The following is a 24,460-nucleotide window of genomic DNA, read 5'->3' on the forward strand; positions in this document are numbered from 1 at the left end:
GGATCTTGCCGCGTGCCTCAGGAGCGTCGATCGGCAGGCAGCCCGAGAAAGTTCTGGATGATGAAGAAGTGATCCTCGAACAGGCTTTCCGGCTCGAGTTCCGCCAGGGGCACCCAGCGCGCATGGTCGCCCCCCTTGACGGGCTTCAGCCTCGGCAGGTTCTGATCTGGTCTCAGGGCAAAGTAGAAGGCTTCGGCCAGGGTTCGCCCACGCCAGCTTCGGTGCGGCTCGTCGAATAGCCGTTGACCGCGTAGCGATCCCTTGAGCACCGGCTCCGGCACCTTCAGCCGAATGCGTTCGCGCAGCTCGCGCAGGCAGGCGTCCATCAGTCGTTCCTGGGCGCTGATAAAGCCCCCGGGCAGGGCATAGAGTCCCTTGCCGGGTGCCGAGGTGCGCCGCACCAGCAGCACATGACCCGACTGCACCACAACCGCACAGACGGTGACGAAGATCGGCGGGTAGGGCGCCTGGGCCCAGGCCGAGCGGTACTGGTCGAGCAGTTGCTGTTCTTCACCGAGCTGGCGGTAGGGCTTGCCGCTCATGAAGCGGCGGATATGTTCCACCACTCCCGGTGGAAGATCGTGGCTTGCGTTGGTGGAGAGATACTCCACCGCCGAGCCCTCGGAGCGAAATAGCCGTTCTCGAATCTGGCTGGCAGAGATCGCTTCGACCAGCGGTACGCTCACCGACTCCCACTGGGGGAACAGTGACAGGTAGTAGCTCGACTGACCGCGGCTGGCGCCGATCAGCCCGATACGTGGTAACCGTGCGCTCTGGGGATGGGCTAGATCGCGTACCTTGCGCTGGACGTCGTGTACCCAGACATCGTCGTTGTACAGCGCATCCAGCAGCGGCACGATTTCGAGGCGAGCGTTGTCGTCTTCGTCGAAGGCGCTGCGCAGCATCTGGCGGCGTTCGTCGAAGCGCCAGGGGTTTCGCAGTGAGCGCGCCTGCCAGGCGGAGCCTACCAGCACGATGACCTGTCTGGCCTGCTTCAGGGCCGCCCGAATCACCGCCAGATGGCCGAGGTGCGGGGGCTGAAAGCGTCCGATGAACACCAGGCAGTCGAACTCGGTCTGCGGCGGAGAGGTGACCAGATCGGTGGGCATGGAGGACTCCTGGAAAACGTCGCCGCCATTATGGTGGCGACGACTGGCAGGCGCAAACAGACCGGTGCAAACAGACAGGCTCCAGGGATAGGTGAATGAGGCTAGATGAGTGAGGCTAGATGAAGGAGGCTTGATAAACCCGTCACGATGATCCGGTCGTGATGAACTGGCAGCGCTTGGGCGTCGCGTTGGCGCATGTTCCTGCGTATACCGTCGGTGTTAGGTATGCTGAGGGCAACGATAATGACGAGGGAACGCCATGATCATTCAGTTTTTCGCCTTCTGGTGGGGAGTGCTGCGTCGCTCGGTGGCGTTGTGGCTGGAGCGCAACGCCTTCAGCTACGCCGGCTCGCTGGCGTTCTATACCCTGTTTTCGCTGGCGCCGACGGTAATCATCGCGGTGACGGTGATCGGTGTGGTGCTGGGCGAGGAGGCGGCACAGGGGCAAATCTTCGCCCAGTTGCAGGGCACCATGGGCCCCGAAGCGGCCACCGCCATCGAGCATGCCGTCGCCCAGTCGCGGATCCAGGAGTCCGGGCTGTTGCCGACGCTGCTGGGTTTTGCCGCCCTGGCGGTTGGTGCCACTACGGTGTTCGGCCAGATGCAGTTCTCGCTGAACACCATCTGGGGCGTCGCGGCACGCCCCAGCAGCAACAGCCTGTGGATCTTCGTCAAGAATCGCATGCTGTCACTGACGATCGTGCTGGCGATCGGCTTTATCCTGCTGGTGTCAGTGGGGCTCGGGGTGTTCGTCAGGGCGGCGCTGAAAGCCGCCGATGATGTGCTGCCCTACGTCAGCCTGCTGACACGAGGGGTGGAGCTGCTGGTGTCGATCGGCGTGATCGCCGCGCTCTTTGCCACCATCTTCAAGGTGTTGCCCGATGTGGTGCTGCGCTGGCGCGACGTCATCGTCGGTGCGGTTGTCACGGCCTTGCTGTTCTCGATAGGGCGTACCGGTATCGCGCTCTATCTGGCCTACAACGCGACTGCCTCGACCTACGGTGCGGCGGGGTCGGTGGTGGTGGTGTTGCTGTGGGTCTACTACTCCTCGCTGATCCTGTTGTTTGGTGCCGCCTTTACCAAGGTCCATCTACTCGCCCGGCACAAGCCCATCATCCCGCGCAACAGCGCCGTACTGGTCAAGCAGGAACTGCTCGATCAGCAGAGCGTGCGTGCCCAGTTGAGCGCCGAAGAAGAACGGGAATTCGAGCAGGAGGCTCGCGAGCGTCAGCATGAGGCGGAGCTGGAGGCAGGTGAAACGGAGACTGCCGGCACGGCGGAGAGTCGTCAGGCCAACGAAGATGACGAGGTCAGCGACGATGATACGGTTCAAGAGGCCGATGTCGCCAGAGAGGAACCAATGGACGAGCAGCAGGAGGCAGCCACGATGTCCGATGACACCCTATGCCTGGAGGCCCTGGTGGAAGGGCGAGTACAGGGCGTGAGCTATCGCTTTGCCACCAGGCAGCAAGCCGAGGCAGAGGGGCTTGCGGGGTATGCGCGCAATCTGCCGGACGGCAGTGTCGAGGTGTTGCTGTGTGGACCTCGTGACGCGGTGGAACGGGTCGCCGACTGGCTTGAATATGGGTCCGAGCAGGCCGAAGTGACCCAGGTCACCACCCGTGAGGTGACGCTGGATAAGCCGCCGAGGGATTTCACGACGGGCTAGAGCCCGGTGTAGAGCGCCCGCGGTCGTCGCCGCTGGCGCCATGACCTCAAAGGTCCAGCGATAGAAGAGCCCCGGGCGGGCACGACGGATAATGTCGAGGGACAGTGTCGTGCCCGCCCGGGGCTTTTGCTGGCTTGAGTCGTTCAGGCCAGGGTGTCCGCGATCCAGTCGCTGACGGCCTTGCCGTCTACCTTCATGCAGACGTTGACCACGGGTGTCTGCGACCAGCGGTCGGCGATAAAGCCTCTGCCTTCCGGCGCGAGGATGGTCTGCCCTTCGGCCGGCCCTTCGGTGACCACACCCAGGTGGCCGCGGGTGGTCTCGAACAGGTCCGGGCGCAGTAGCCAGGCCAGGGCCACACTGTCATGGGGGCAGCAGCCGTCGATGCCGAGGGCTTCACGATAGAAGGCGCGATAGAAGTCGTAGCTGCCGGCCAGAATCTTGCCGAGCTCGCCCTGGCCAGCCTCGATGCGGGCCATGTGGTCCGGCGTCAGGATGCAGCGATGGGTCACGTCGAGCCCCACCAGGGTCAGCGGCCAGTCGGCGGTCAGTACGCGCTGCGCGGCGTGGGCATCGTTGAAGATGTTGGCTTCTGCCACCGGGGTGACGTTGCCGCCTTCGCGAATTGAGCCGCCCATGATGACCACCTGCTTGACCAGGCGGGTGATCTCGGGGTCCAGCTGCAGCGCTGCGGCAAGGTTGCCCAACGGGCCGACCGCCACCAGGCTGACCTCGCCCGGACGCTGGCGCACGGTGTCGACGATAAACTGGGCGGCGCTGCGAGCGTCGGCCTGTCCGTTGACCTCGGGCAGGCTGATATTGCCCAGGCCGTTGTCGCCATGGATATGCTTGGGTGCCGGATGACGAGGCTTGACCATGGGGCAGGCCGAGCCCTGGGCCACCGGCACCGGCTGGCCAGCGATCTCGCCGAGCAGCAGGGCATTGTGGGTCGCCGTCTCGATGTCGACGTTGCCGAAGGTGGTGGTCATGCCGAGCAGCTCAATGTCGGGATGGCGCAGGGCGATGGCGATGGCCTGGGCGTCGTCGACGCCCGGGTCGGTATCGAAGATGATCGGGGTGCTCACGGAAGCTCCTGTGATTGGCCTGAAGGTCTCAACGAATGGCGTGCTGGCCGCTCGCCAGCGCTGTGTCGACCTCGTCGCGGGTCGGAATGCTGGCGGCCGCGCCCTGGCGCTGAACGCCGAGGGCGGCGGCGGTGGAGGCCAGCGCCAGGCAATCCGCCACGGTCTTTTGTTCCTGCATCGCGGCCAGATAGTAGCCGATGAAGGTGTCCCCGGCGGCGGTGGTGTCAACCGCCTCGACCCGACTCGCCGCCTGGAACTGGCGTTGACCGCCGTGCTGATGCCAGGCGCCTTCGCCTCCGAGCGTCAGTACCAGTTGGGTGCTGGGCAGGCGCTCGGAAAGGGCGGTGAGCAAGGCGTCGGCATCGGTATCCTCTGCAGCACCGGCCAGCCAGGCGGCCTCGCCCCGATTGACGAAAAGGAGATCGCACCGGTCGAGCGGCAGGTCCAGCACGGCGTCGCTCATCGGCGCCGGGTTGAAGGCGATGTTCAGTCCCTTTTCATGTCCGAGCCGGATGGCATCGGCCAGGGCGCTGCATTCATTCTGCAGCAGCAGCCAGTCGCCGGCCTGAGCGCCCTCCATCAGCCTGGAAAGGTCATTGGCCGCGTGGTGGTGGTTGGCTCCGGGGAACAGCAGGATGGCGTTCTCTGCGCCGTCGTCGACCTGGATGATGGCGTGGCCGGAGGGGGCGGCCACCTCGGCAATACCATTGACGTCGACCCCGGCATCGGCAAGCTGCTGGCGGGCCCAGCCATCCTGGGCATTCAGGCTACCCCAGTGAGCCACCTGACCACCGGCCTTGGCCAGCGCGAGCGACTGGTTGGCTCCCTTGCCTCCAAGGCCGACTCGGTGCTCATGACTCGCCAGGGTTTCCCCCGGGCGAACGAGATGGGGAACGCGATAGACATGGTCGAGATTGATCGACCCGTAGTTGTACAGCATGGGGTGTCCGATGAGGGGGTGGGCTCAGCGCGAAGTATCGGAGTGATGCCGAGCCGACGCAAGAGTGAAACCGCCATCGACAACGAGGCTGTTGCCTTGTTTAAAAAAATTATACCGTTATCTTGGTTTAGCAAAATCCGAACGTGCCAGTTGCATCGACGTGTTAGACATAGGCGATGAGGACAGGCCGTTGGGTGGCGTCGCATTCGCTAAACTCGCCCGAACATGCCGATAAGGGCGATAACGTTGCCTAAGCGTGGCGAGAGCTTGGCATCGGCGTGACGATAACGTTGTATCAGCGTGACGAAAGCCTGGAGAGAGCGCAGCAAGGGGCAGGGTGGCAAGAATGACCTGGTGTCAGGCGGGCACGGTCTGCTGTGCCCGCCATGGACGGCGTCAGCTCTCTTGCGCAGCGTTCCGCAGATTGTCGACGGTCAGCTTGACGATGTTCTGTCGCGCTTCAGGGGTGATCCAGGCGCTGTGCGGGGTGACCAGCAGGTTCAGGCGCGGCGACTCGTTGACTGCGTCAACCAGGGCGTGGCCATCACGAGGCGGCTCCGCGGGAAGGACATCGACGGCAAGGCCTCCCAATTGCCCTTCGCGCAGGGCGGCCAGAGCGGCTTCTTCATCGATCACTCCACCCCTGGCGCAGTTCACCAGCAGGGCGCCTTTCTTGATGGTCTTGAGGTTGTCGGCGTTGAGCAGATGACGACTGTGTTCGGTCAATGGGCAATGCAGGCTGACCACGTCGGCCTCGGGCAGCAGCTCGGCCAGTGCCGGGCGCCGGTCATTGGCCTCGTTGCCTGGACGCGCGCTGAAGCTCACCCGCATGCCGAACGCCTCTGCCAGGGCGGCCACCTTGGAGCCCAGTTCACCCTGTCCCACCAGCACCAGATGCTTGCCCTCGAGTTGCAGGGTCGGGTGGTCCATCAGACAGAAGAAAGGGCTCTCACCCCAGCGGCCCTCGGCCACGTCGCGCTGGTACTGGGGCAGGCGAGTGGCCAGGGCGAGGATCAGCATCAGCGTATGCTGGGCAACACTGGCGGTTCCGTAGGCGTTGACGTTGTCGACGCGGATGCCACGCTCTTTCGCCACCTCCATGTCGATATTGTTGGTGCCGGTGGCCAGTACGCAGATATGCCGCAAGGAAGGCAGGGCGTTCAGGGTATCGGCATCCAGCACCACCTTGTTGACGATGGCGACGTCGGCTCCGGCCAGCCGTTCACGCGCCTCGGCGGGGGTGCTGGTGGGGTGAACCTCGAGGCTCTCGAGCTGCTCGCGCAGCGGTGCCAGGTCGATATCGGTGCCCAGGCTGTCGGCGTCCAGTAATACAGCTTTCATCGCTTCTCCTGTTGTGTTTGGTGGGTGTGGTGAGTCTGGTGGCGAAGTTCGGTGCACAGGGCTGGGCCTTGAGGTGCTCAGCACGCTATAATGCGCCCCTTTGATTTGGGCTTGGAATTGCTGTTGGCCGGCCCTATATCGCATGTCGGGATCGGAAGCGGCGTGATCGAGGGTGTGTCAGGCAGATCAGACGCCGGCTTCCCGCCCCGCAGCAACAATGCGAACGGAGACCTAGAACCATGCCCATCTACGAATATCAGTGCAAGGCCTGTGGCCATCGGCTGGAGAAGCTGCAGCGCATGAGCGCCGCTCCCTTGACCGACTGCCCGGCCTGCGAAGCTCCCGAACTGAACCGCCTGGTCTCGGCGGCTGGCTTCCGTCTTGCGGGTGGCGGCTGGTACGAGACCGACTTCAAGACCGGTGGCACCAAGAAGAATCTGGCGGGTGACAGCGGCGGAGGCGGCGCCTCCTCCGGTGGTGGCTCCGCTTCCGGTGACGGCGCCGCTGCCTGATCCAACGAATTGCCTTTACCTTCACGCAACATGACAGGAACCAACATGCGCAGCCATTATTGCGGCCAGCTCAACGAAACCCTGGTGGACCAGACGGTCAGCCTGTGCGGCTGGGTACACCGCCGCCGTGACCACGGTGGGGTGATCTTCCTCGACCTTCGCGATCGTGACGGTATCGCCCAGGTCGTGGTCGACCCCGATACCGCCGAGGCCTTCGCCAATGCCGACCGCGCCCGCAGCGAGTACGTGCTGCGCATCCAGGGCCGAGTGCGCATGCGTCCCGAGGGAACCCAGAACCCGAACATGCCGACCGGCCTGATCGAGGTGCTGGCCAAGGAAGTGGAGGTGCTCAACACCGCCGCCACGCCGCCGTTCCAGCTCGACGAGCACGGCAAGGTGGGTGAGGAAATTCGCCTCAAGCACCGCTACATCGACCTGCGTCGCCCGGAGATGATCGAGAAGCTGCGTCTGCGCTCTCGCATCTCCCATAGCGTGCGGGCCTTCCTGGAAGGCGAGGGCTTCCTCGACATCGAGACACCGGTGCTGACCCGGGCGACCCCGGAAGGTGCACGTGACTATCTGGTACCGAGCCGGACCCACGCTGGCAGCTTCTTTGCGCTGCCGCAGTCGCCTCAGCTGTTCAAGCAGCTGCTGATGGTGGCGGGCTTCGATCGCTACTACCAGATCGCCAAGTGCTTCCGTGACGAGGACCTGCGTGCCGACCGTCAGCCGGAATTTACCCAGATCGACCTCGAGGCCTCCTTCGTCGAAGAGGCCGACATCATGCGCATCACCGAGTCCATGGTGCAGGGCCTGTTCAAGGACGTGCTCGACGTGGATCTGGGCGAGTTCCCGCGCATGACCTGGCATGAGGCGATGCACCGTTTCGGCTCCGACAAGCCGGACCTGCGCATCCCGCTGGAGCTGACCGACGTCGATGACCTGATGAAGGAGGTGGACTTCAAGGTCTTCTCCGGTCCGGCCAACGCCGATGACGGCCGTGTTGCCGCACTCAAGGTCAGCGGTGGCGCCAAGCTGTCGCGCAAGGAAATCGACGAGTACACCAAGTTCGTCGGTATCTACGGCGCGCGGGGCCTTGCCTGGATCAAGGTCAACGAGCGTGCCAAGGGCATCGAGGGCCTGCAGTCGCCGATCGTCAAGTTCATGGAAGGCGTGATCGAGACCCTGCTGGATCGTGTGGGTGCCGAAGACGGTGACATCATCTTCTTTGGTGCCGACAAGGCGCGCATCGTCAACGAGGCGCTGGGGGCTCTGCGGGTCAAGCTGGGTGAGGATCTCGATCTCTACACCCAGCCCTGGGCGCCGCTGTGGGTCGTCGACTTCCCGATGTTCGAGGCCGACGACAACGGTCGCCTGAGCCCGCTGCATCACCCCTTCACCTCGCCGGCGTGCAGCCCCGAGGAGCTCAAGGCCAACCCGGCCGAGGCCCTGTCACGCGCCTATGACATGGTGCTCAACGGGACGGAGCTGGGTGGCGGCTCGATCCGTAGCCACGATCAGGCCATGCAGAGCGTGGTATTCGAGATCCTGGGTATCGGTGAAGAAGAAGCCCGCGAGAAGTTCGGCTTCCTGCTGGACGCGCTGCACTACGGTGCGCCGCCCCACGGTGGTCTGGCCTTCGGTCTCGATCGCCTGGTCATGCTGATGACCGGCGCTCGTACCATCCGTGAGGTCATCGCCTTCCCCAAGACCCAGAGTGCAGCCTGTCTGATGACCGACGCCCCTGGCGAGGTCAGCAACGACCAGCTCAAGGATCTGAGTATCCGCCTGCGTCAGAAGGCCAAGCCCGAAGCCGGCGAATAACGCTAGGCGCTGTCCGAAAAGTCGACGAGCGAAGGTTAGACAAGGCAAAAATCGGTGAGAAAGCGCAGTTTACGGGGTGTAAATGAGCATTTTGATCCGATTTTTAACGCCGTATTACCGAGCGCAGGCACTTTTCAGACAAGCCCTAGGCTATCGTGCTGTACCGAAAAACCCCCGCCCATCGGCGGGGGTTTTTCGTTGATGGGAGATCAGCCCAGCAGCCTGGACAGTGGTGACGGCAAGAAAGACGCCGCGCGACGGGCCAGCGACGGAAGGGTGGTGAGAGGCGATAGAGACGATAGAGGCGAGATCGGTGAGCCACCATGAGGCTCGGTCAGATGCTGACCGATCATTCTACGCGCCGGTGCCAGTCGGTCACCCAGGCGCAGCCCCAGGTGACGGACCATTCGTGCCGGCACTCCGTCATCGGTGTAGAGGCCAACGATGGCCTGGGTGGCTTGATACAGCGGCCAGGTGGCCAGCCGATGCTCGCGCTCATAGCGCTTCAGCAGTTGCGGGTCGGCGATGTCCTGTCCGAGTTGGTGGGCACGGATCAGCCGGCGGGCCAGGCGGTGCTGACTCTGGGCGCCAAAGTTGAAGCCGTGTGCCGTCACCGGATGCATGCCCACCGCGGCGTCACCGACCAGGGCAAAGCGTTCGGCCACGAAGCGCTCTGCGTAGGCGCTTACCAGGGGATAGACGTGGGTCTCTCCCTCCAGGGTCATGGCGCCGAGCCTGCGTCCGTAGCGATGGGTCAACGCCTGCGACAGTGCCTCGGGCGGCAGCGCGGTAAGCTCCGACATCTGCTGGCTGGGCAGGGTCACCACCGCCGACGACAGGTGTTCGTGCAAGGGCAACAGCGCCAGGGTCTGGCCGTGGTCGAACCACTCCCAGGCAGACTGGTCATGGGCGCGTTGGTGGCGAACCCGGCACACCAGCATGCTGCGCCCGTTGTCGCGCATGCGCGCAGCGATGCCCATCTGACGGCGGGATTCGGAGAAGCGACTGTCCGCGGCCACCGCCAGGCGTGCCGACAGTCGAGTACCGTCTTCCAGTGCCAGGCGCGCCGCACCGGGGTCGCTGGTGATGCTTTGCAGCGCCGAGAAGTGCCAGTCGATGCCATCCATGCGTTCGGCTTCCTCGAAGGCGGCGCGGCGGATCAGATGGTTCGGCACCATGAAACCCAGTGGTCGATCGTCGCCGGAGTCGAAGTCCATGGCAAAGGACGACTGTCCGTTGAACACCTTGGCATGTGTCAGCGGTGCCACCTCGTGCTGGGGGATCCGCTGCCACACACCAATGTCGGCAAGCAGGTCGCAGGATGCCTGGGTCATGGCGATCTCGCGCCCATCGGGCCTGGGTTCGGCCAGTCGAGGGCGATCGATTCGATCGATCAGTGCCACACTCAAGCCGGCACCGGCCAGTGCTCGCGCCAGGCATAGGCCCACTGGCCCTGCACCAATGATGGCCACATCCTTCATTCGTCACTCCTGAGCTGGATTCGCTGGTGAGCTGCACGCGCGGTAGAATGCGCGATAAATCAAGCGCCCGACGCTAGCACAAAGGGTGATCAGGTGGCGGGCTTTGTGGCGCGCCTTTGATCCAGCGCCGGGTTCAGGTGCTTTTGGCAGGCTCCTTCAGGGCCTTGTCTTCCAATATCGCCCGGCGACGTGCGAAGCGTCGGCTTCCAGCAACCAACGGGATGCACCATGGCAGGACATAGCAAGTGGTCGAACATCAAGCATCGCAAGGCCGCCCAGGATGCCAAGCGCGGCAAGATATTCTCCAAGCTGATCCGCGAGCTGGGCGTGGCCGCTCGTCAGGGCGGGCCCGAACCCGCTGACAATCCGCGTCTGCGGGCCGCCATCGACAAGGCCCTGTCCAATAACATGACCAAGGACACGATCCAGCGGGCGGTGGATCGCGGGGCAGGGCAGAATGATGGCGATGACATGGAGGAGATCACCTACGAGGGCTATGGTCCGGAAGGCGTCGCCATCCTGGTGCAGTGCATGAGCGACAACCGCAATCGAACTGTCTCAGATGTGCGACACGCGTTTTCCAAGCATGGCGGTAACCTGGGCACCAGCGGATCGGTCGCCTTCATGTTCCATCACCAGGGGCGACTGACCCTGGCACCGGGAACCTCCGAGGAGGCAGCCATGGCGGCCACCCTGGAGGCGGAGCCCGAGGATATCCTGACCGACGAAGACGGCAGCCTTGAGGTGGTGACATCACCGGAGCGCTTCGGTGCCGTCAAGGATGCCCTGCTGGCCGCGGAGCTTGAGCCCGTCTACAGCGACGTCGGACTCTTCGCCGATACCACCACGCCCATCGAGGATGCCGATCTCGCGCGCCGTGTGCTCGCCCTGATCGATCACCTCGAAGACCTCGATGACGTGCAAAATGTTTTCACCAATGCGGACTTCAATGATGCCATTCTTGCCGAACTGGAGCGCTGACCTGCCGGGGAACACGGCATGATCGTGCTGGGGATCGATCCTGGCTCGCGTATCACCGGCTACGGGGTACTCGACGCCAGCGAGCGGCAGCCGCGCTACATCGCCAGTGGCTGCATCCGCCTCAAGGATGACTCCCTGGCCCAGCGCCTGGCGCAGGTCTATGCCGGGATCAGCGAGTTGATCGGGATCCACCGTCCCGCGGCCTTCGCCATCGAGCAGGTGTTCATGTCGAAAAATGCCGACTCTGCACTGAAACTGGGCCAGGCGCGGGGCGCCGCCATCGTCTGCGCCGCCAATCACGGCCTTGACGTGCACGAGTATGGGCCGCGCCAGATCAAGCAGGCGGTCACCGGCAGCGGTGGTGCCGACAAGACCCAGGTGCAGCACATGATCACGGCGACGCTGGGACTGTCCGGCACGCCCCAGGCGGACGCCGCCGATGCTCTGGGAATCGCCCTGACGCACTGCTACGCGTCACGTGGCTTGATCACCCAGGGCTCCTTCGGTGGGCGGCCCAGCGGCTCCAGGGGGGGCGGCAAGGGGACGTCCTGGCGCCAGTATCGTCCCTAGGGCTTGTCTGAAAAGTGCCTGCGCTCGGTAATACGGCGTTAAAAATCGGATCAAAATGCTCATTTACACCCCGTAAACTGCGCTTTCTCACCGATTTTTGCCTTGTCTAACCTTCGCTCGTCGACTTTTCGGACAGCGCCTAGGTTTTTTTACGCCGATGCGCCGGGTTGTTGTTGCTGCGTCGGCTGACGTTCAGGCTGTCGCAAAGTGGCGACGGAAGCATTATCGAACAGCGTTTGTTTGTGCTGGCGGGGCCCAGGCTGCCACCGTATAGTGGGATGCAAGGTACGCTTGCAGGGTAGCCGCTCCCGCGATTCGTGACCGCCGTCTCAGGTACACTGGCGATCACTTTTACCGCCGAGATCAAGGAAGTATTCGCGCCATGATTGGACGCATCACGGGCACACTGCTCGAAACCCAACCACCCTGGCTGGTGGTCGACGTCAATGGCGTCGGCTACGAGATGGAAGCCTCCATGACCACCCTGGTCGCCCTGCCGGGCGCCGGGGAGCGAGTGTCGCTGTACACCCATCTGACCGTGCGCGACGATGCCCATCTGCTGTATGCCTTTGCCCGAGAGCAGGAGCGCGCGCTATTTCGCGCACTGATCAAGGTCAACGGTATCGGCCCCAAGCTGGCCCTGGCGATACTCTCCGGCATGGACGAGGACGCCTTCATCCGCTGCGTGATGGAAGACGACGTCAAGGCGCTGACACGTCTGCCTGGCGTCGGCAAGAAGACGGCCGAACGTCTGGTGATCGAGATGCGCGATCGCTTTCCCCACTGGCAGCATCCCGACAGCCTGCCGCTTGAAGGGAACGCTCAGCCGTCCACACCGGTATCCGGCAAGACGGCATTGGCTGACGCCGAGGCGGCGCTGGTCAGTCTGGGCTACAAGCCCACCGAGGCAAGCCGCATGTTGTCCGGCCTCGAGGATGAGGGCAGCACCGAAGCCATGATCAAGGCGGCGTTGGCGCGCCGCATGGCGGGTTGACCATGATCGATACCGACCGACTGATCGCCGCCGATCCGCAGGAAGGAGAAGGGCGGGTGGACCACGCCATCCGCCCCAGGCGCCTGGCCGACTATATCGGCCAGCCCCGGGTCAGGGAACAGCTCGAGATCTTCATCCACGCCGCCCGGGCCCGGGACGAGAGTCTCGACCACACCCTGGTATTCGGCCCGCCTGGACTCGGCAAGACCACCCTGGCCAATATCATCGCCACCGAGATGGGCGTGGGCCTGACCTCGACCTCCGGGCCGGTGCTCGAGCGTGCCGGCGACCTGGCCGCCATGCTTACCAATCTCAAGGCCGGTGACGTCCTGTTCATCGACGAGATCCATCGACTCTCGCCGGTGGTGGAAGAGATCCTCTATCCCGCCATGGAAGACTTCCAGCTGGATATCGTCATCGGTGAGGGCCCTGCGGCCCGCTCGATCAAGCTCGATCTGCCCCCCTTTACCCTGGTCGGGGCGACCACCCGAGCCGGGCGTCTGACGTCACCGCTTCGCGACCGTTTCGGTATCGTGCAGCGCCTCGAGTTCTATGCCATCGACGAGCTGACCGAGATCGTGGCACGCTCGGCGCGCCTGCTCGAGGTACACACCGACACGGATGGCGCCCGTGAGGTGGCCAGGCGCTCCCGTGGCACGCCACGTATCGCCAACCGGCTGCTGCGTCGGGTTCGCGACTTCGCCGAGGTCAAGGCGGCAGGGCGCATCACCGCCGAGGTGGCCGACCAGGCGCTCAACATGCTGCACGTTGACCACCATGGCCTCGACCATATGGACCGTCGCCTGCTGCTGGCGATGCTCGAGAAGTTCGACGGTGGCCCGGTGGGGGTAGATTCGCTGTCGGCGGCCATCGGCGAGGAGCGCGACACCATCGAGGACGTGATCGAACCCTACCTGATTCAGCAAGGTCTGATGATGCGCACCGCACGAGGCCGGGTGGTGACGCGCCAGGCCTGGACCCATTTCGGCATGGCCCCTGACGACCAGGCCTTCGACGCTTCCAACGACTGACCCGAGACGAGGATTTCCGTGAACGACTCCATGTCCATTCCCCATCTGATCATGAACGCCAGCGGCGTGGTGCAATTTGTCATGCTGCTGCTGATGATCGGTTCCGTGCTTTCCTGGATCGTGGTGTTCCAGCGCAGCTTTGTGATGCGCCGTGCACGCAAGGCGCATCGCGCCTTCGAGGACCGCTTCTGGTCCGGCGTCGACCTCAACGAGCTGTATCGAGACGCCCCGGCCGAGGGCGAGACCCAGGGCGCCGAGCACATCTTTCGCGCCGGCTTTCGCGAGTTCAATCGGTTGATGCCGAAGACCCGCAGCCCCCAGGCGATCCTCGACGGCGTCCAACGCAGCATGCGGGTGGCCTGGTCACGTGAAGAAGAGCGCCTGAACCTGCACCTGGTGTTCCTCGCCACGGTGGCCTCGGCCAGCCCCTATATCGGCCTGTTCGGCACCGTCTGGGGCATCATGGGCTCCTTCCAGTCGCTGTCGATGGCCCAGCAGGCGACCCTGGCCACGGTGGCGCCATGGATCGCGGAGGCGCTTGTCGCGACCGCTATGGGCCTGTTTGCAGCGATCCCCGCGGTCATCTTCTATAACCGCCTGTCGGCGGAATCGTCGCGCCTGCTGGGCAAGTACGAAGACTTTGCCGAGGAGTTCCACTCCATCCTGCACCGCAACCTGCAGGGCCGGCCCGACGCCGGCGCCGCCTGATCAAGGAGACGCCGCATGCTTGGACCCTTCAATCGCCGTGGGCGCAGCAAGCCCATGGGGGAAATCAATGTGGTCCCCTTTATCGACGTCATGCTGGTGCTGCTGGTGATCTTCATGATCACCGCGCCGATGCTGACCCAGGGGGTCAAGGTCGACCTGCCTCAGGCGACCTCGGAGCCGATCGAGGACACCGAAGACACCGACCCGATCATCGTCTCGGTGGACAAGGAAGGGCAGTACTTCATCAGCCTCGGTGGCGACGAGACCCAGGTCAGCCTGGACGAGTTGAGTGACCGGGTGGTCATTCTGCTCGAGCGCAATCCCGGCACGCCGGTCATGGTGCGGGGTGATCGCAATGTCTCCTACGGCCAGGTGGTGACCTTGATGAGCACGCTGCAGGTGGCCGGCGTCGCCAACGTCGGGTTGATCTCCGAACCCCCGCCCCAGGACGGTTAGGAGCGCTCATGGCGAAACCACAGCGGCGAAAGACACTCAAGCGTTCCGCCGGGCGAGTTGGCTATGGTCTGCCGACGGTGCTGGCCGTTGCCCTGCACCTGGGTATCCTGGTCATCAGTGTGATCAAGTGGCCGAGCAGTGAACCCGAGGCGCCCAACAACGCCATCGTGCAGGCTACCCTGATCAGCACCGAGACACGTACCGATCAGGCCCAGCAGGCGGCCGAGGCACGCACGCGCGCGGCCGAACGTCAGGCTCAGGAAGAAGCCGAGCGCCAGGCCCAGGAGGAGGCCGAACGTCAGGCCCGCGAGGCCGCAGAGCAGCAGGCCGCCGAAGAGGCCGAGCGTCAGGCGGCAGAACAACAGGCTCAGCAGGAAGCCGAGCAGCAGGCAAGGGAAGAAGCTGCCGAACAAGCCCAGGCGGAAGCCGAACGGCGGGCCGCCGAGGCTGAAGCCGCCGCCCAGCGCAAGGCCGAAGAGGAAGCCGAGCGTGAAGCCGCTCGCCAGCAGGCCGAGCAGGAGCGCCAGGCCGAAGCCGAGCGACGTCGTCAGGAAGAGGCGGCGCGACAGCAGGAGGCCGAACGACAGGCCCGCGAGGAAGCCGAGCAGAAAGCAAGAGAGGAGGCTGAGCGCAAGGCACAGGAAGAAGCCGAACGTCAGGCCCGCGAGGCAGCCGAGCAGAAAGCAAGAGAGGAAGCGGAGCAGCAGGCAAGAGAGGAAGCCGAGCGCAAGGCACAGGAAGAGGCCGAACGTCAGGCCCGCGAGGAAGCCGAGCAAAAGGCACGAGAAGAAGCCGAACGTCAGGCCCGCCAGGAAGCGGAACGCAAGGCACAGGAAGAGGCCGAGCGCCAGGCCCGCGAGGCCGCCGAACAGAAGGCCAGAGAAGAGGCCGAGCGGCAGCTTCAGCGGATCATCGAGGGCGATTCCAGTGCCGTCTCCAACGCCGAACAGGGGAACGAGGCCGCCAATGGCTTTATCCAGCTGGTGCGGCGTGCGGTGGAGCAGGCCTGGGTCATCCCGCCCAATGTGGGCGACGGCACCACCGCCGAGGTACAGGTCAGGTTGGGGCCCTCGGGTGAAGTATTTGCTGCAACGGTCACACGTTCGAGCGGAAACGCCGCCTTCGACAACTCCGCCATCCAGGCGGTGGAGTCTGCTGCTCCGTTCACCGAACTGCGAGACCTTCCCAGCGGCGTGCAACGCGACTATCGTCAATTCAATCTGCGATTCAGACCGGGAGACATTCGCTGATGAGAGCCTTGAATGCGAGTTGGTGGACCAGGAGGGTCAGCATGACCGTCGCTCACACGAGCCTTGCCAAGCGTCTGCTTGCTGTTGTGGCAGGCATGCTGGTATGGCTGGCCGGGCCAGCGGCCCAGGCCGATCTGACCATCGATATCACCCGCGGCAACGAAAGGGCCACACCGATCGCGGTGGTACCCTTCGCCGACCAGGCGGGTGGGCTACCGGAGGATATCGCCCAGGTCGTCTCCGATGACCTGGAGCGCAGCGGCTACTTCGAACCGTTGCCGCGCTCAGAAATGTTCAACCAGCCCTCGAGCAGCGAAGAGGTCACCTACGGTGACTGGCGCAGTCTCGACTCGCGCTACCTGGTGGTCGGCAGCACCAGTCAGGAGGGTGGCCAGGTCAAGGTGCGCTTCGAGCTTCTCGACGTCAGTGGCGAGACCCGGCTGCTGGGCGAGACGGTCACGGCATCGAGTTCCGATCTGCGCGGCGCGGCGCACTATATCAGTGACCAGATCTTCGAGGAGATCACCGGAATTCGTGGCGCCTTCTCGACCCGCATCGCCTATGTCACCTCGCAGGGGGTGGGCGACAACACCCAGTACGGGCTCTATGTGGCCGACGCCGATGGGCGCAACAGCCAGCAGGTCCTGACGTCCGATGAACCGATCATGTCACCGGCCTGGTCGCCGGATGGCGGCAAGCTGGCCTATGTGTCCTTCGAGACCGAACGGCCGGCCATCTACGTGCAGAATCTGGCCACCGGTCAGCGCGTCAAGCTGACCGACTTCGAGGGGCTCAACAGCGCACCGAGCTGGTCGCCGGATGGTCGTCGCCTGGCGATGGCGCTGTCCCGGGACGGCCAGCCCGAGATCTACGTGATGGATATCGGCTCGCGCAACGTTCAGCGTGTCACCAACTCCTCGAGCATCGAAACCGAGCCGGCCTGGGCGCCGGACGGCCGCTCCCTGATCTTCACCTCGGACCGCTCGGGCGGCCCCCAGATCTATCGCCAGAGCGTGTCCGGTGGTGAGGCCGAGCGTCTGACCTACACCGGCAACTACAATGCTCGTGGTCGCCTGTCGCCGGATGGCGAAACGCTGTTCTTGATCCACCGCGGCAACAATGGCTATCAGGTGGCCAAGCAGGACCTCGAGAGCGGGCGTCTGGTGGAAATCAGTGATGCCCAGCAGGCCGAATCTCCCAGTATCGCGCCCAATGGCACCATGGTAATCTTCGCCACCCAGCAGGGTAGCACCGGGGTGCTGGGAGCGGTCACCGCCGATGGACGTGCGCAGTTCCGTCTGCCCGCCGCCCAGGGCGATGTCCGTGAGCCGGCCTGGTCCCCGTTTCTGAACTGATTCGACGGCCATATGCCGATGAATCGACTTTGATGCATCACGCAAGGAGAGTGACACGATGTTTCTCAAGCCCTACGCCCGTTCGCTGGCCATCGCCGCTTCCCTGGCCGTTCTGGCTGGCTGTTCCAGCACCGGCGGCACCCAGGACGGCAGCGCCGCAGGCACCGGTACCGGCGGTACCATGGGTGGCACCGGCGTCGGTACCGGCACCGCCGGCAGCGGCCAGGTCAGCGGCTCCGGCTATGGCACCGACGGTGCCGGCCAGATGGCCGACGGCCGCATCCCGGAAGTGCGCACCATCTACTTCAACTACGACAGCGACGCCATCCGTCCCGAGTTCGAATCGGTGGTCAACGCCCACGCCCAGTACCTGAGCAGCAACCCCAACGCCTCCGTCGTGCTGCAGGGCCACACCGACGAGCGCGGTACCCGCGAGTACAACCTCGCGCTTGGCGAGCGTCGTGCCGGGTCCGTCGAGCGCTACCTGCGCCTGCAGGGCGTCAATCCCTCGCAGATGGAAGTGGTGAGCTACGGCGAAGAGCGCCCCGCAGCTCGCGGCAGCAACGAGGATGCCTTTGCACAGAACCGCCGTGTGGTCTTTGCTTACTAAAAGCCACTGACGTCGGACGTGGGAGAAGTCAATGAGACACAGTCTTAAGGGACTGTGCGGCGCGGGAGCCCTGGTGCTCCCGTTGTCCGTCATGGTACCCGCCATCCTGTCACCTGCACTGGCTCAGCAGCCGGTCGTCAGAGACCTCAGCGGTGGCAACAGCTTTTACGATCAGACGGCCACCCAGGCCCAGGCCAGCGGCAATCTCGCACTGTTCAACCAGGTCGAGCAGCACCAGCGCGAGCTGCGAGAATTGCGCGGGCAGATCGAAGAACTGCGCTACCAGCTCGATCAGCTCAAGCAGCAGAGTCGCCAGCAGTACATGGACCTTGATCAGCGCATGTCCGAGTTGCCGCGCCAGGCAGCGTCGCCAAGCGCCCCGAGTGAGCCCTCGGAGCCGCCGAGCGAATCCGCAGACAGCAGCGGCAGCGGCAGCGGAGCATCCTCTTCGTCCTCTGGCCAGGCCAGCGATGATGCCAGGGAGGCCTATCAGTCGGCGTTCTCCAAGGTGCAGTCGCGAGACTTCGATCAGGCGATCAGCGACTTCGATACCTTCGTCGATCATTATCCCGACTCCAGCCTTACCGCCAACGCCTACTACTGGCTCGGTGAATTGCATTCGGCACAGTCGTCCTTTGGCGATGCCGCCATTGCCTTCGAGACCGTACTGGACCGTTTTCCCGACAGCAGCAAGGTTCCCGATGCCATGTACAAGCTGGGACTGCTGAAAGCGCGCCAGGGCGACACCGAGGGTGGCCACGCACTACTGGAGTCTGTCCAGCAGGACTATCCTGACAGCAATGCGGCGTCTCTCGCCGATGACTATTTGCGTCAGGCCGGGGCCTGATCAAGGGAAGCGCCATGACCGAATGCAAGATGGATTATCAGGCTCCTGAAGACCTGCTCAAGGATCGCATCGTGCTGGTGACCGGTGCCGGAGACGGCATCGGGCGCACCGCGGCGATCGAATACGCACGTCGCGGGGCCACCGTGATTCTGCTGGGCCGCACCACCGCGAAGCTCGAGAAGGTGTACGACGAGATCGAGGCCGCCGGTGGCCCACAACCGGCGATCTTCCCGTTGAACTTCGAAGGGGCGACGCTCAAGGATTACCACGATATGGCCGAAGCGCTGGACAAGGAATTCGGCCGCCTCGATGGCATCCTACACAACGCCGGACTGCTCGGCCGGATCACTCCGTTCGAGCAGTACAATCCAGAACTGTGGGATCAGGTCATGCAGGTCAACATCAATGGGCCCATCTGGATGACCCAGGCGCTGTTGCCGTTGCTGACTCGGTCTGCCGACGCCTCGGTGATCTTCACCTCGTCAAGCGTCGGCCGCAAGGGACGTGCCTACTGGGGCGCCTACTCGGTCTCCAAGTTTGCCACCGAAGGCTTTGCCCAGGTGCTGGCCGAGGAGATCGATCATCTGGGGACCCTGAGGATCAATACCCTCAACCCCGGGGCGACCCGCACCGCCATGCGCAAAAGCGCCTACCCGGGCGAGGACCCCATGAGCCTGCGGACCGCAGAGGACATCATGCCGACCTATCTGTGGCTGATGGGCCCTGACAGCAAGGGCCGCAACGGGGAAGCCTTCGACGCCCAGCCGCCGAGAAGCTGACGTCACAGGCAAGCGAAGCGAGCAACGAGCGTTGCAAAAGGAACGGCGAGCCGATCGGCCCGCCGTTCCTTGCGTCTCACCGCCGAAACTGCCGATCCCGACCCCAGCGCCAGCGAAGCGACGCTCAGCTCGCGCCTCGCGTCGTCGTGCAGGGCTTCGGCCGCCGCCCTGGCCTCGTCGACGTCTGGCTTTCAGTAACGTCTCAGTGGCCTCTCAATGGCCCTCAATGGCCTCTCAGCGTCCTCTCATTAGACTCTCAGTGCCGTTTCAGCGCCTCGAGAACCGCCTCCGCGGTATCGAACCAGCGGTCGGCCGGCCAGTCCCGGTAATCTTCTTCCTCGGCAATGTAGCCATAGCCCACGGCGATAGCCGGCATGCCCGCGGCTTTTGCCGCCTGCATGTCGCGCACGTGGTCGCCTAGATACCAGCACGCCTCGGGCGCGACGTCGAGGCGCCTGGCCGCCTCCAGCAGTGGCTCTGGATGTGGCTTCTTCACCGGCAGGTCATCCGCGCAGAGCATGACGCCCGGCGCGAGTCCCAGCGCCTCGACCAGGGGCTCGGCATACAGACGTGGCTTGTTGGTGACGATCCCCCAGGGCCGGTCGAGGCCATCCCAGTGGAGCAGCAGACGATCGAGCGGCGGGAACACCTGGCTGTGTTCGGCCACCGCTTCGGCGTAGAGATCGAGCAGCTGCTGACGTGCTGCCGCGTGGTCGGGATGCTCGCTTTCGAGCCCCAGCGCGAGGGTGACCAGGGCGCTGCCACCATTGGACACCTGGGCGCGAATGGTAGGGTAGGGCAGCTCGTCCAGACCATGCAGCCGGCGCAATCGATTGGTGGCCTGGGCCAGGTCAGGGGCGGTATCCACCAGGGTGCCATCAAGGTCGAACAGCAGGGCGTGAGGTAGCGAATCGTTCACGCGGTCTCCTTGCGACAGATCATCAGGTAGTTGACCGAGACGTCGTTGGCAGACAGAGAGAAGCGACGAGTGATCGGGTGGTAGACCAGACCGCTTTGCTCCTCGATCTCGAGTCCTGCATCGCGACACCAGCGGGCCAGTTCGGCTGGGCGGATGAAACGGGCGTAGTCATGGGTACCACGAGGTACCATGCCGAGCACGTATTCCGCGCCGAGAATAGCCAGGGCGTAGGACTTGGGATTTCGATTGATGGTCGACAGCGCGAGCTGTCCGCCGGGCTTGAGCAGGCGAGCGCAGGCACGCACGATGGCTTCGGGATCGGGCACGTGCTCGAGCATTTCCAGGCAGGTCACCACTTCGAAGCGCTCCGGCGCTTCCTCGGCCATGTCTTCGACGCTGATGTAGCGGTATTCGAGAGCGACCCCCTGCTCATCGGCGTGTTGACGCGCAACCGCGAGCGACGCCTCGGCCAGATCGATACCGGTCACCCGAGCGCCGCGGCGTGCCATGGCCTCGGAGAGGATGCCTCCGCCGCAACCGACGTCCAGCACTTCGCGTCCGGCCAGTCCCACTCTGGCGTCGATGAAATCGAGCCTCAGCGGGTTGATGGCATGCAGCGGTTTAAATTCGCCTTCGGGATCCCACCAACGTTCGGCCAGCGCGGAGAACTTGTCGATCTCGTTGTGGTCCACGTTGGCGGAAGGGGTATCGGATATGCTCATCTGTATCTCCAGGGCGTTCCATGCCGCCGATGTCAGCGGACCGAGTTCGTCTGGTACGCTATTCTACGCATTCCCTGTTCCGAGTCCCATGGCCCAGATCGCCATGGACGACAGCCGAACCCAATTTCGAGAAGAAGGAAGTCTCATGATCCGCAAGGCCGTTCTCCCCGTCGCAGGTTTTGGCACACGGTGTCTACCGGCGTCCAAGGCCATCCCCAAGGAAATGATCACCATCGTCGATCGCCCGGTGATCCAGTACGTGGTACAGGAGGCCGTTGCGGCGGGCATTCGTGACATCGTGCTGGTGACCCACGGCACCAAGAGCGCCATCGAGAACCACTTCGACAAGCATTTTGAACTGGAGGCCGGGCTCGAGGCCAAGGGCAAGACCGAGCTGCTCGAGGAGCTGCGTGCCATCGTTCCTGCCGACGTCAACATCATCAGCGTGCGCCAACCTGAACCTCTGGGCCTCGGCCACGCGGTGCTGTGCGCTCGTCCAGTGATCGGTGACGACGAGCCCTTTGCCGTGCTGTTGCCCGACGTACTGGTCGACGATGATGGCCTTGAGCGCAATGACCTTGCCGGCATGATCGACGCCTTCGAGCGCACCGGACGCTCCCAGCTGATGGTGGAAGAGGTTCCACGCGAGCTGGTCTACAAGTACGGCATCGTCGCGCCCAAGGGCGAGTCTCCCGAGCCCGGTGAGTCCTGTGAGCTTTCCGGCCTGGTCGAGAAACCCAAGGTCGAGGAAGCGCCCTCCAACCTGTCGGTGATCGGACGCTACATGTTGCCGGGTCGTATCTTCCCGCTGCTGGCCAAGACCCCGCCCGGCGCCGGCAACGAGATTCAGCTTACCGATGCCATCGAGGAGCTGCGCGTCGCCGAAGGCGTGGACGCCTACCGCATGCAGGGCACCACCTACGACTGCGGCCACCAGCTCGGCTACCTGGAGGCGATCCTGGCCTATGGTCGGCGCCACTCCCGCTATGGCAAGGGCTTCACCGAGCTGCTGAAACGCTACGCCGCCGAGGACTGAAGCCATGAAGGTCGTGATACATGGAAGTGAGCTTTCGGCAGCCACCGCTGCCGCCGCGCTCTCCTGGGTTGGACATGATGTCTGCTGGCAACCGCTGGATCGCCGCTGGAGCGAGCTCAAGGATAGTGACTGGCTGATCCGTGAGCCTTCGGTACTGCAACGCCTGACGGAGGCCATGGAGGCCGGGCACCTGACCCTGGATCGGAACAGCGAGGTCGACGGCCCTGATATCGACGTGCTGTGGCTGGCCTTGTCACCGACCCAGCGCGACGATGCCAGCCGTCTGGTGGAGGAGAACGCCTCGCGTCTTGCCGACGGTGCCATCATCGTCAACAACGCGACCTTTCCGGTAGGGGACACCGAGCGGCTCGAGTCTGTGCTCGAGGGCCAGAACGTGACCTCGGTGGCGCTGCCTGACACCCTCGAGGAAGGGCGCGCCTGGGAGACCTTTACCCGCGCCCGCAGCTGGCTGCTGGGCTGCGACGATGACCACGCCGAGCGCCAGGTGCGGGAATTGATGCGCGCCTTCAATCGGCGTCACGAGGTGTTCAAGCGGATGCCTCGACGCGCCGCGGAGCTGACCAAGCTGGCCATCAATGGCATGCTGGCGACCCGTATCAGCTACATGAACGAGATGGCCGGTCTGGCCGATACCCTGGGCGTCGACGTGGAGTACGTGCGTCAGGGCATGGGGGCAGATCAGCGCATCGGCTATGAATACCTATACCCCGGTTGTGGCTTCGGTGGCCCCAATTTCAGCCGGGATCTGGTGGGCCTGGTGGATGTCCAGTCGGCCAGCGGCCGCCACTCCGAGTTGCTCGACCAGGTGCTCGAGATCAACGAGCACAAGAAGGAGACGCTGTTCCGCAAGCTGTGGGCTCACTATCAGGGGCGTCTGGAAGGTCGTACCGTGGCCATCTGGGGGGCTGCTTTCAAGCCCGGCACCGCACGCATCGATCATGCGCCCGTGCTGACGCTGCTGCGCGCCCTGTGGGCCCAGGGTGTGCACGTCAGATTGCATGACCCCGCTGCGCTCCCTGCCGTACGTGCGGTGGTCGGTGACCACCCGCTGTTGAGCCTGCATCAGGACGACCCGCTCGACGCCTGCCATGGCGCCGATGCGCTGATGCTGGTCACCGAGTGGAAGGCCTACTGGAATCCCGATTGGATGGCGCTCAAGCGACAGCTGAAGGGCGCCCTGGTCCTCGATGGTCGCAATATCTATGACCCCCAGTACGTCGCCGCCCAGGGCTTTCACTATCGCGGCATCGGCCGACGTGCCGACCCGTCAACCTGATACATCGATCAGGGCCTGACAGCCGAACCATCGGCCCGGCACCGGGTCTGTCCCGTAAAGAGCGCAGTATTTACTGCGCTCTTTGCTTTGGTGTCTTGTTCTGTCTTGGCCAGACCAGGCCTGGCCCGACCTGAGCTGGTCGAGGTGTCATCGGTCAATGACAGTCGCCCAGATTCTGGGCGACAAAGTCCCAGTGAATCAGCGGCCAGAGTTGCTCCACCGGAGACTTTCCACAGCCAAGATCCATGACCAGCAGCGGCCTGCCCGATGCGGCATCAAGCCGCTGGCCACGCGCACTGATCGTCAGGCTCATGCCACGGTTGGAGTGCAACAGCCACAGCCAGCCTGGCCGCCGGTTCCCTTGCTCGAGTTCGTCCTCGACCTGCCCGTGCATCGCCTCTCTCAATCCTGTAAAGGAACCGAACTTCTGTGTCAGTTCCTCGTTCAGTCGACCCTCCGGTGCTGTTGGGCGCGGTAACAGGCAGTGCCAGAACAGGGTAAGGTTCCAGGCTTCGACAGCGTGTTCGAGCACCTCACCATGGGCCTTTGACACTACGTCTTCGAGGGAGCTCGTAGCCGCGCCTGTGCCGCTCGTCCAACGATTGAGCGCTGTCAGATGACGTTGATGGTCCCCCTGATAGCGATCCTCGACCCAGGCCTTCGAGAGGTAGGGTTCCAGTTGGTGGCTATCGAAGGGCAGCGCGGGCAATTCAAGGATCATGGGGACTCCGGGGTCGTGAACGTCATGGTGAAGCGAGGTATGGCAGGTGCCCCACAGCAAGGCGTTGATCGGGGTAGCGCTAACGCGTTATCCGTCTGCCGTGCGTAAATATGGTAAAAAACCTTACACTATCAGCCAACTTTGGCCGCCAAGGCCCGTGGCACGTGATCGGCCCTGAGCCAGCGATGTCATCCGGTGCCACAGTGCCACACGCTGAACCGCA

The 24,460-nt window shown here is 64.0% G+C and carries 24 protein-coding genes and 1 pseudogene; 17 read left to right on the forward strand and 8 right to left on the reverse strand.

Annotated elements, in window-relative coordinates:
• Window positions 1–17: 17 nt before the first annotated feature.
• Entirely contained in the window at window positions 18–1,109 is a 1,092-nt protein-coding gene (locus tag NFG57_RS09715) for a bifunctional nicotinamide-nucleotide adenylyltransferase/Nudix hydroxylase (RefSeq protein WP_348816084.1), read from the reverse strand.
• Between the two features lie 259 nt (window positions 1,110–1,368).
• Here NFG57_RS09715 and NFG57_RS09720 point away from each other — a divergent pair.
• Window positions 1,369–2,265 (forward strand): annotated as a pseudogene (locus NFG57_RS09720) (YihY/virulence factor BrkB family protein); the annotation flags it as partial.
• A 231-nt stretch (window positions 2,266–2,496) separates the two neighbouring features.
• Window positions 2,497–2,778: an acylphosphatase gene (locus tag NFG57_RS09725; RefSeq protein ID WP_348816172.1), complete on the forward strand. Its 282-nt coding sequence runs from the start codon at window positions 2,497–2,499 to the stop codon at window positions 2,776–2,778.
• A 143-nt stretch (window positions 2,779–2,921) separates the two neighbouring features.
• Here the strand turns inward: NFG57_RS09725 and NFG57_RS09730 are convergent, their stop codons facing one another.
• The 3 genes from NFG57_RS09730 to NFG57_RS09740 all read right to left on the reverse strand — a co-directional run bounded on the left by NFG57_RS09730 (window position 2,922) and on the right by NFG57_RS09740 (window position 6,144).
• A complete protein-coding gene (locus NFG57_RS09730; protein WP_348816086.1) occupies window positions 2,922–3,863 on the reverse strand; it encodes a nucleoside hydrolase in 942 nt (313 codons plus the stop codon).
• Window positions 3,864–3,891: 28 nt separating this feature from the next.
• Entirely contained in the window at window positions 3,892–4,803 is a 912-nt protein-coding gene (locus NFG57_RS09735; RefSeq protein WP_348816087.1) for a ribokinase, read from the reverse strand.
• Window positions 4,804–5,199: 396 nt separating this feature from the next.
• On the reverse strand, window positions 5,200–6,144 hold the full coding sequence (locus NFG57_RS09740; RefSeq protein ID WP_348816088.1) for a D-2-hydroxyacid dehydrogenase: 945 nt from the start codon (window positions 6,142–6,144) through the stop codon (window positions 5,200–5,202).
• Between the two features lie 239 nt (window positions 6,145–6,383).
• On the opposite strand from NFG57_RS09740, the gene NFG57_RS09745 reads away from it, so the two are divergent.
• Together NFG57_RS09745 and aspS are read left to right on the forward strand one after the other, a co-directional pair.
• On the forward strand, window positions 6,384–6,656 hold the full coding sequence (locus NFG57_RS09745) for a zinc ribbon domain-containing protein (protein ID WP_045994967.1): 273 nt from the start codon (window positions 6,384–6,386) through the stop codon (window positions 6,654–6,656).
• Between the two features lie 45 nt (window positions 6,657–6,701).
• Window positions 6,702–8,480: an aspartate--tRNA ligase gene (aspS, locus tag NFG57_RS09750; RefSeq protein WP_348816090.1), complete on the forward strand. Its 1,779-nt coding sequence runs from the start codon at window positions 6,702–6,704 to the stop codon at window positions 8,478–8,480.
• 209 nt (window positions 8,481–8,689) lie between these two features.
• Here aspS and ubiM read toward each other — a convergent pair whose 3' ends face one another.
• A complete protein-coding gene (gene ubiM / locus NFG57_RS09755; RefSeq protein ID WP_348816092.1) occupies window positions 8,690–9,961 on the reverse strand; it encodes a 5-demethoxyubiquinol-8 5-hydroxylase UbiM in 1,272 nt (423 codons plus the stop codon).
• Between the two features lie 228 nt (window positions 9,962–10,189).
• On the opposite strand from ubiM, the gene NFG57_RS09760 reads away from it, so the two are divergent.
• The 11 genes from NFG57_RS09760 (at window position 10,190) to NFG57_RS09810 (ending at window position 19,542) form a co-directional block, all read left to right on the forward strand.
• Complete coding sequence (locus NFG57_RS09760) at window positions 10,190–10,942, forward strand: YebC/PmpR family DNA-binding transcriptional regulator (RefSeq protein WP_108133600.1); 753 nt, start codon at window positions 10,190–10,192, stop codon at window positions 10,940–10,942.
• An 18-nt stretch (window positions 10,943–10,960) separates the two neighbouring features.
• Window positions 10,961–11,512, forward strand: coding sequence for a crossover junction endodeoxyribonuclease RuvC (ruvC, locus tag NFG57_RS09765; RefSeq protein ID WP_213227806.1), 552 nt, complete (start codon window positions 10,961–10,963; stop codon window positions 11,510–11,512).
• Between the two features lie 382 nt (window positions 11,513–11,894).
• A complete protein-coding gene (gene ruvA / locus NFG57_RS09770; RefSeq protein WP_045992044.1) occupies window positions 11,895–12,506 on the forward strand; it encodes a Holliday junction branch migration protein RuvA in 612 nt (203 codons plus the stop codon).
• A gap of 2 nt (window positions 12,507–12,508) precedes the next feature.
• Complete coding sequence (gene ruvB / locus NFG57_RS09775; RefSeq protein WP_045992045.1) at window positions 12,509–13,537, forward strand: Holliday junction branch migration DNA helicase RuvB; 1,029 nt, start codon at window positions 12,509–12,511, stop codon at window positions 13,535–13,537.
• Between the two features lie 18 nt (window positions 13,538–13,555).
• Window positions 13,556–14,245: a protein TolQ gene (tolQ, locus tag NFG57_RS09780; protein ID WP_045992046.1), complete on the forward strand. Its 690-nt coding sequence runs from the start codon at window positions 13,556–13,558 to the stop codon at window positions 14,243–14,245.
• A gap of 15 nt (window positions 14,246–14,260) precedes the next feature.
• A complete protein-coding gene (gene tolR, locus NFG57_RS09785) occupies window positions 14,261–14,701 on the forward strand; it encodes a protein TolR (protein ID WP_108133603.1) in 441 nt (146 codons plus the stop codon).
• Window positions 14,702–14,709: 8 nt separating this feature from the next.
• On the forward strand, window positions 14,710–15,951 hold the full coding sequence (gene tolA, locus NFG57_RS09790; protein ID WP_213227810.1) for a cell envelope integrity protein TolA: 1,242 nt from the start codon (window positions 14,710–14,712) through the stop codon (window positions 15,949–15,951).
• A 95-nt stretch (window positions 15,952–16,046) separates the two neighbouring features.
• Window positions 16,047–17,306 (forward strand): Tol-Pal system beta propeller repeat protein TolB, encoded by a 1,260-nt coding sequence (tolB, locus tag NFG57_RS09795; protein ID WP_240184157.1) that lies wholly within the window; start codon window positions 16,047–16,049, stop codon window positions 17,304–17,306.
• A 58-nt stretch (window positions 17,307–17,364) separates the two neighbouring features.
• On the forward strand, window positions 17,365–17,916 hold the full coding sequence (gene pal, locus NFG57_RS09800; protein WP_045992086.1) for a peptidoglycan-associated lipoprotein Pal: 552 nt from the start codon (window positions 17,365–17,367) through the stop codon (window positions 17,914–17,916).
• Between the two features lie 31 nt (window positions 17,917–17,947).
• Window positions 17,948–18,763 carry a tol-pal system protein YbgF gene (gene ybgF, locus NFG57_RS09805; RefSeq protein ID WP_348816095.1) on the forward strand — a complete coding sequence of 272 codons (816 nt, stop codon included), beginning with the start codon at window positions 17,948–17,950 and terminating at the stop codon, window positions 18,761–18,763.
• A gap of 14 nt (window positions 18,764–18,777) precedes the next feature.
• Window positions 18,778–19,542 (forward strand): YciK family oxidoreductase, encoded by a 765-nt coding sequence (locus tag NFG57_RS09810; protein WP_348816097.1) that lies wholly within the window; start codon window positions 18,778–18,780, stop codon window positions 19,540–19,542.
• A 256-nt stretch (window positions 19,543–19,798) separates the two neighbouring features.
• On the opposite strand, the gene NFG57_RS09815 is transcribed toward NFG57_RS09810, so the two are convergent.
• Window positions 19,799–20,461: an HAD-IA family hydrolase gene (locus tag NFG57_RS09815; protein ID WP_348816099.1), complete on the reverse strand. Its 663-nt coding sequence runs from the start codon at window positions 20,459–20,461 to the stop codon at window positions 19,799–19,801.
• Window positions 20,458–21,183: a bifunctional 2-polyprenyl-6-hydroxyphenol methylase/3-demethylubiquinol 3-O-methyltransferase UbiG gene (gene ubiG, locus NFG57_RS09820; RefSeq protein ID WP_108133608.1), complete on the reverse strand. Its 726-nt coding sequence runs from the start codon at window positions 21,181–21,183 to the stop codon at window positions 20,458–20,460. The genes NFG57_RS09815 and ubiG overlap by 4 nt, the downstream gene beginning before the upstream one ends.
• Window positions 21,184–21,328: 145 nt before the next feature.
• On the opposite strand from ubiG, the gene galU reads away from it, so the two are divergent.
• Together galU and NFG57_RS09830 are read left to right on the forward strand one after the other, a co-directional pair.
• Complete coding sequence (gene galU / locus NFG57_RS09825) at window positions 21,329–22,219, forward strand: UTP--glucose-1-phosphate uridylyltransferase GalU (protein ID WP_045992053.1); 891 nt, start codon at window positions 21,329–21,331, stop codon at window positions 22,217–22,219.
• Window positions 22,220–22,223: 4 nt separating this feature from the next.
• Entirely contained in the window at window positions 22,224–23,516 is a 1,293-nt protein-coding gene (locus NFG57_RS09830; RefSeq protein WP_348816100.1) for a nucleotide sugar dehydrogenase, read from the forward strand.
• A 154-nt stretch (window positions 23,517–23,670) separates the two neighbouring features.
• On the opposite strand, the gene NFG57_RS09835 is transcribed toward NFG57_RS09830, so the two are convergent.
• Window positions 23,671–24,237 (reverse strand): Fe-Mn family superoxide dismutase, encoded by a 567-nt coding sequence (locus NFG57_RS09835; RefSeq protein WP_348816101.1) that lies wholly within the window; start codon window positions 24,235–24,237, stop codon window positions 23,671–23,673.
• Window positions 24,238–24,460: the final 223 nt, after the last annotated feature.

This window comes from Halomonas sp. H10-59, from assembly GCF_040070555.1.
In the GTDB taxonomy this organism is placed as follows: Bacteria; Pseudomonadota; Gammaproteobacteria; order Pseudomonadales; family Halomonadaceae; genus Halomonas; species Halomonas litopenaei.

What these genes read in the sequence shown, in the direction of transcription:
- aspS (WP_348816090.1), top strand. Translation starts at nt 6,702, where the DNA reads ATGCGCAGCCATTATTGCGGCCAGCTCAACGAAACCCTGGTGGACCAG.
- tolB (WP_240184157.1), top strand. Translation starts at nt 16,047, where the DNA reads ATGCTGGTATGGCTGGCCGGGCCAGCGGCCCAGGCCGATCTGACCATC.
- tolR (WP_108133603.1), top strand. Translation starts at nt 14,261, where the DNA reads ATGCTTGGACCCTTCAATCGCCGTGGGCGCAGCAAGCCCATGGGGGAA.
- tolA (WP_213227810.1), top strand. Translation starts at nt 14,710, where the DNA reads ATGGCGAAACCACAGCGGCGAAAGACACTCAAGCGTTCCGCCGGGCGA.
- NFG57_RS09725 (WP_348816172.1), top strand. Translation starts at nt 2,497, where the DNA reads ATGTCCGATGACACCCTATGCCTGGAGGCCCTGGTGGAAGGGCGAGTA.
- ruvC (WP_213227806.1), top strand. Translation starts at nt 10,961, where the DNA reads ATGATCGTGCTGGGGATCGATCCTGGCTCGCGTATCACCGGCTACGGG.
- ybgF (WP_348816095.1), top strand. Translation starts at nt 17,948, where the DNA reads ATGAGACACAGTCTTAAGGGACTGTGCGGCGCGGGAGCCCTGGTGCTC.
- NFG57_RS09835 (WP_348816101.1), bottom strand. Translation starts at nt 24,237, where the DNA reads ATGATCCTTGAATTGCCCGCGCTGCCCTTCGATAGCCACCAACTGGAA.
- galU (WP_045992053.1), top strand. Translation starts at nt 21,329, where the DNA reads ATGATCCGCAAGGCCGTTCTCCCCGTCGCAGGTTTTGGCACACGGTGT.
- NFG57_RS09830 (WP_348816100.1), top strand. Translation starts at nt 22,224, where the DNA reads ATGAAGGTCGTGATACATGGAAGTGAGCTTTCGGCAGCCACCGCTGCC.
- NFG57_RS09745 (WP_045994967.1), top strand. Translation starts at nt 6,384, where the DNA reads ATGCCCATCTACGAATATCAGTGCAAGGCCTGTGGCCATCGGCTGGAG.
- NFG57_RS09760 (WP_108133600.1), top strand. Translation starts at nt 10,190, where the DNA reads ATGGCAGGACATAGCAAGTGGTCGAACATCAAGCATCGCAAGGCCGCC.
- pal (WP_045992086.1), top strand. Translation starts at nt 17,365, where the DNA reads ATGTTTCTCAAGCCCTACGCCCGTTCGCTGGCCATCGCCGCTTCCCTG.
- NFG57_RS09740 (WP_348816088.1), bottom strand. Translation starts at nt 6,144, where the DNA reads ATGAAAGCTGTATTACTGGACGCCGACAGCCTGGGCACCGATATCGAC.
- NFG57_RS09810 (WP_348816097.1), top strand. Translation starts at nt 18,778, where the DNA reads ATGACCGAATGCAAGATGGATTATCAGGCTCCTGAAGACCTGCTCAAG.
- ruvA (WP_045992044.1), top strand. Translation starts at nt 11,895, where the DNA reads ATGATTGGACGCATCACGGGCACACTGCTCGAAACCCAACCACCCTGG.
- ruvB (WP_045992045.1), top strand. Translation starts at nt 12,509, where the DNA reads ATGATCGATACCGACCGACTGATCGCCGCCGATCCGCAGGAAGGAGAA.
- ubiM (WP_348816092.1), bottom strand. Translation starts at nt 9,961, where the DNA reads ATGAAGGATGTGGCCATCATTGGTGCAGGGCCAGTGGGCCTATGCCTG.
- NFG57_RS09715 (WP_348816084.1), bottom strand. Translation starts at nt 1,109, where the DNA reads ATGCCCACCGATCTGGTCACCTCTCCGCCGCAGACCGAGTTCGACTGC.
- NFG57_RS09735 (WP_348816087.1), bottom strand. Translation starts at nt 4,803, where the DNA reads ATGCTGTACAACTACGGGTCGATCAATCTCGACCATGTCTATCGCGTT.
- ubiG (WP_108133608.1), bottom strand. Translation starts at nt 21,183, where the DNA reads ATGAGCATATCCGATACCCCTTCCGCCAACGTGGACCACAACGAGATC.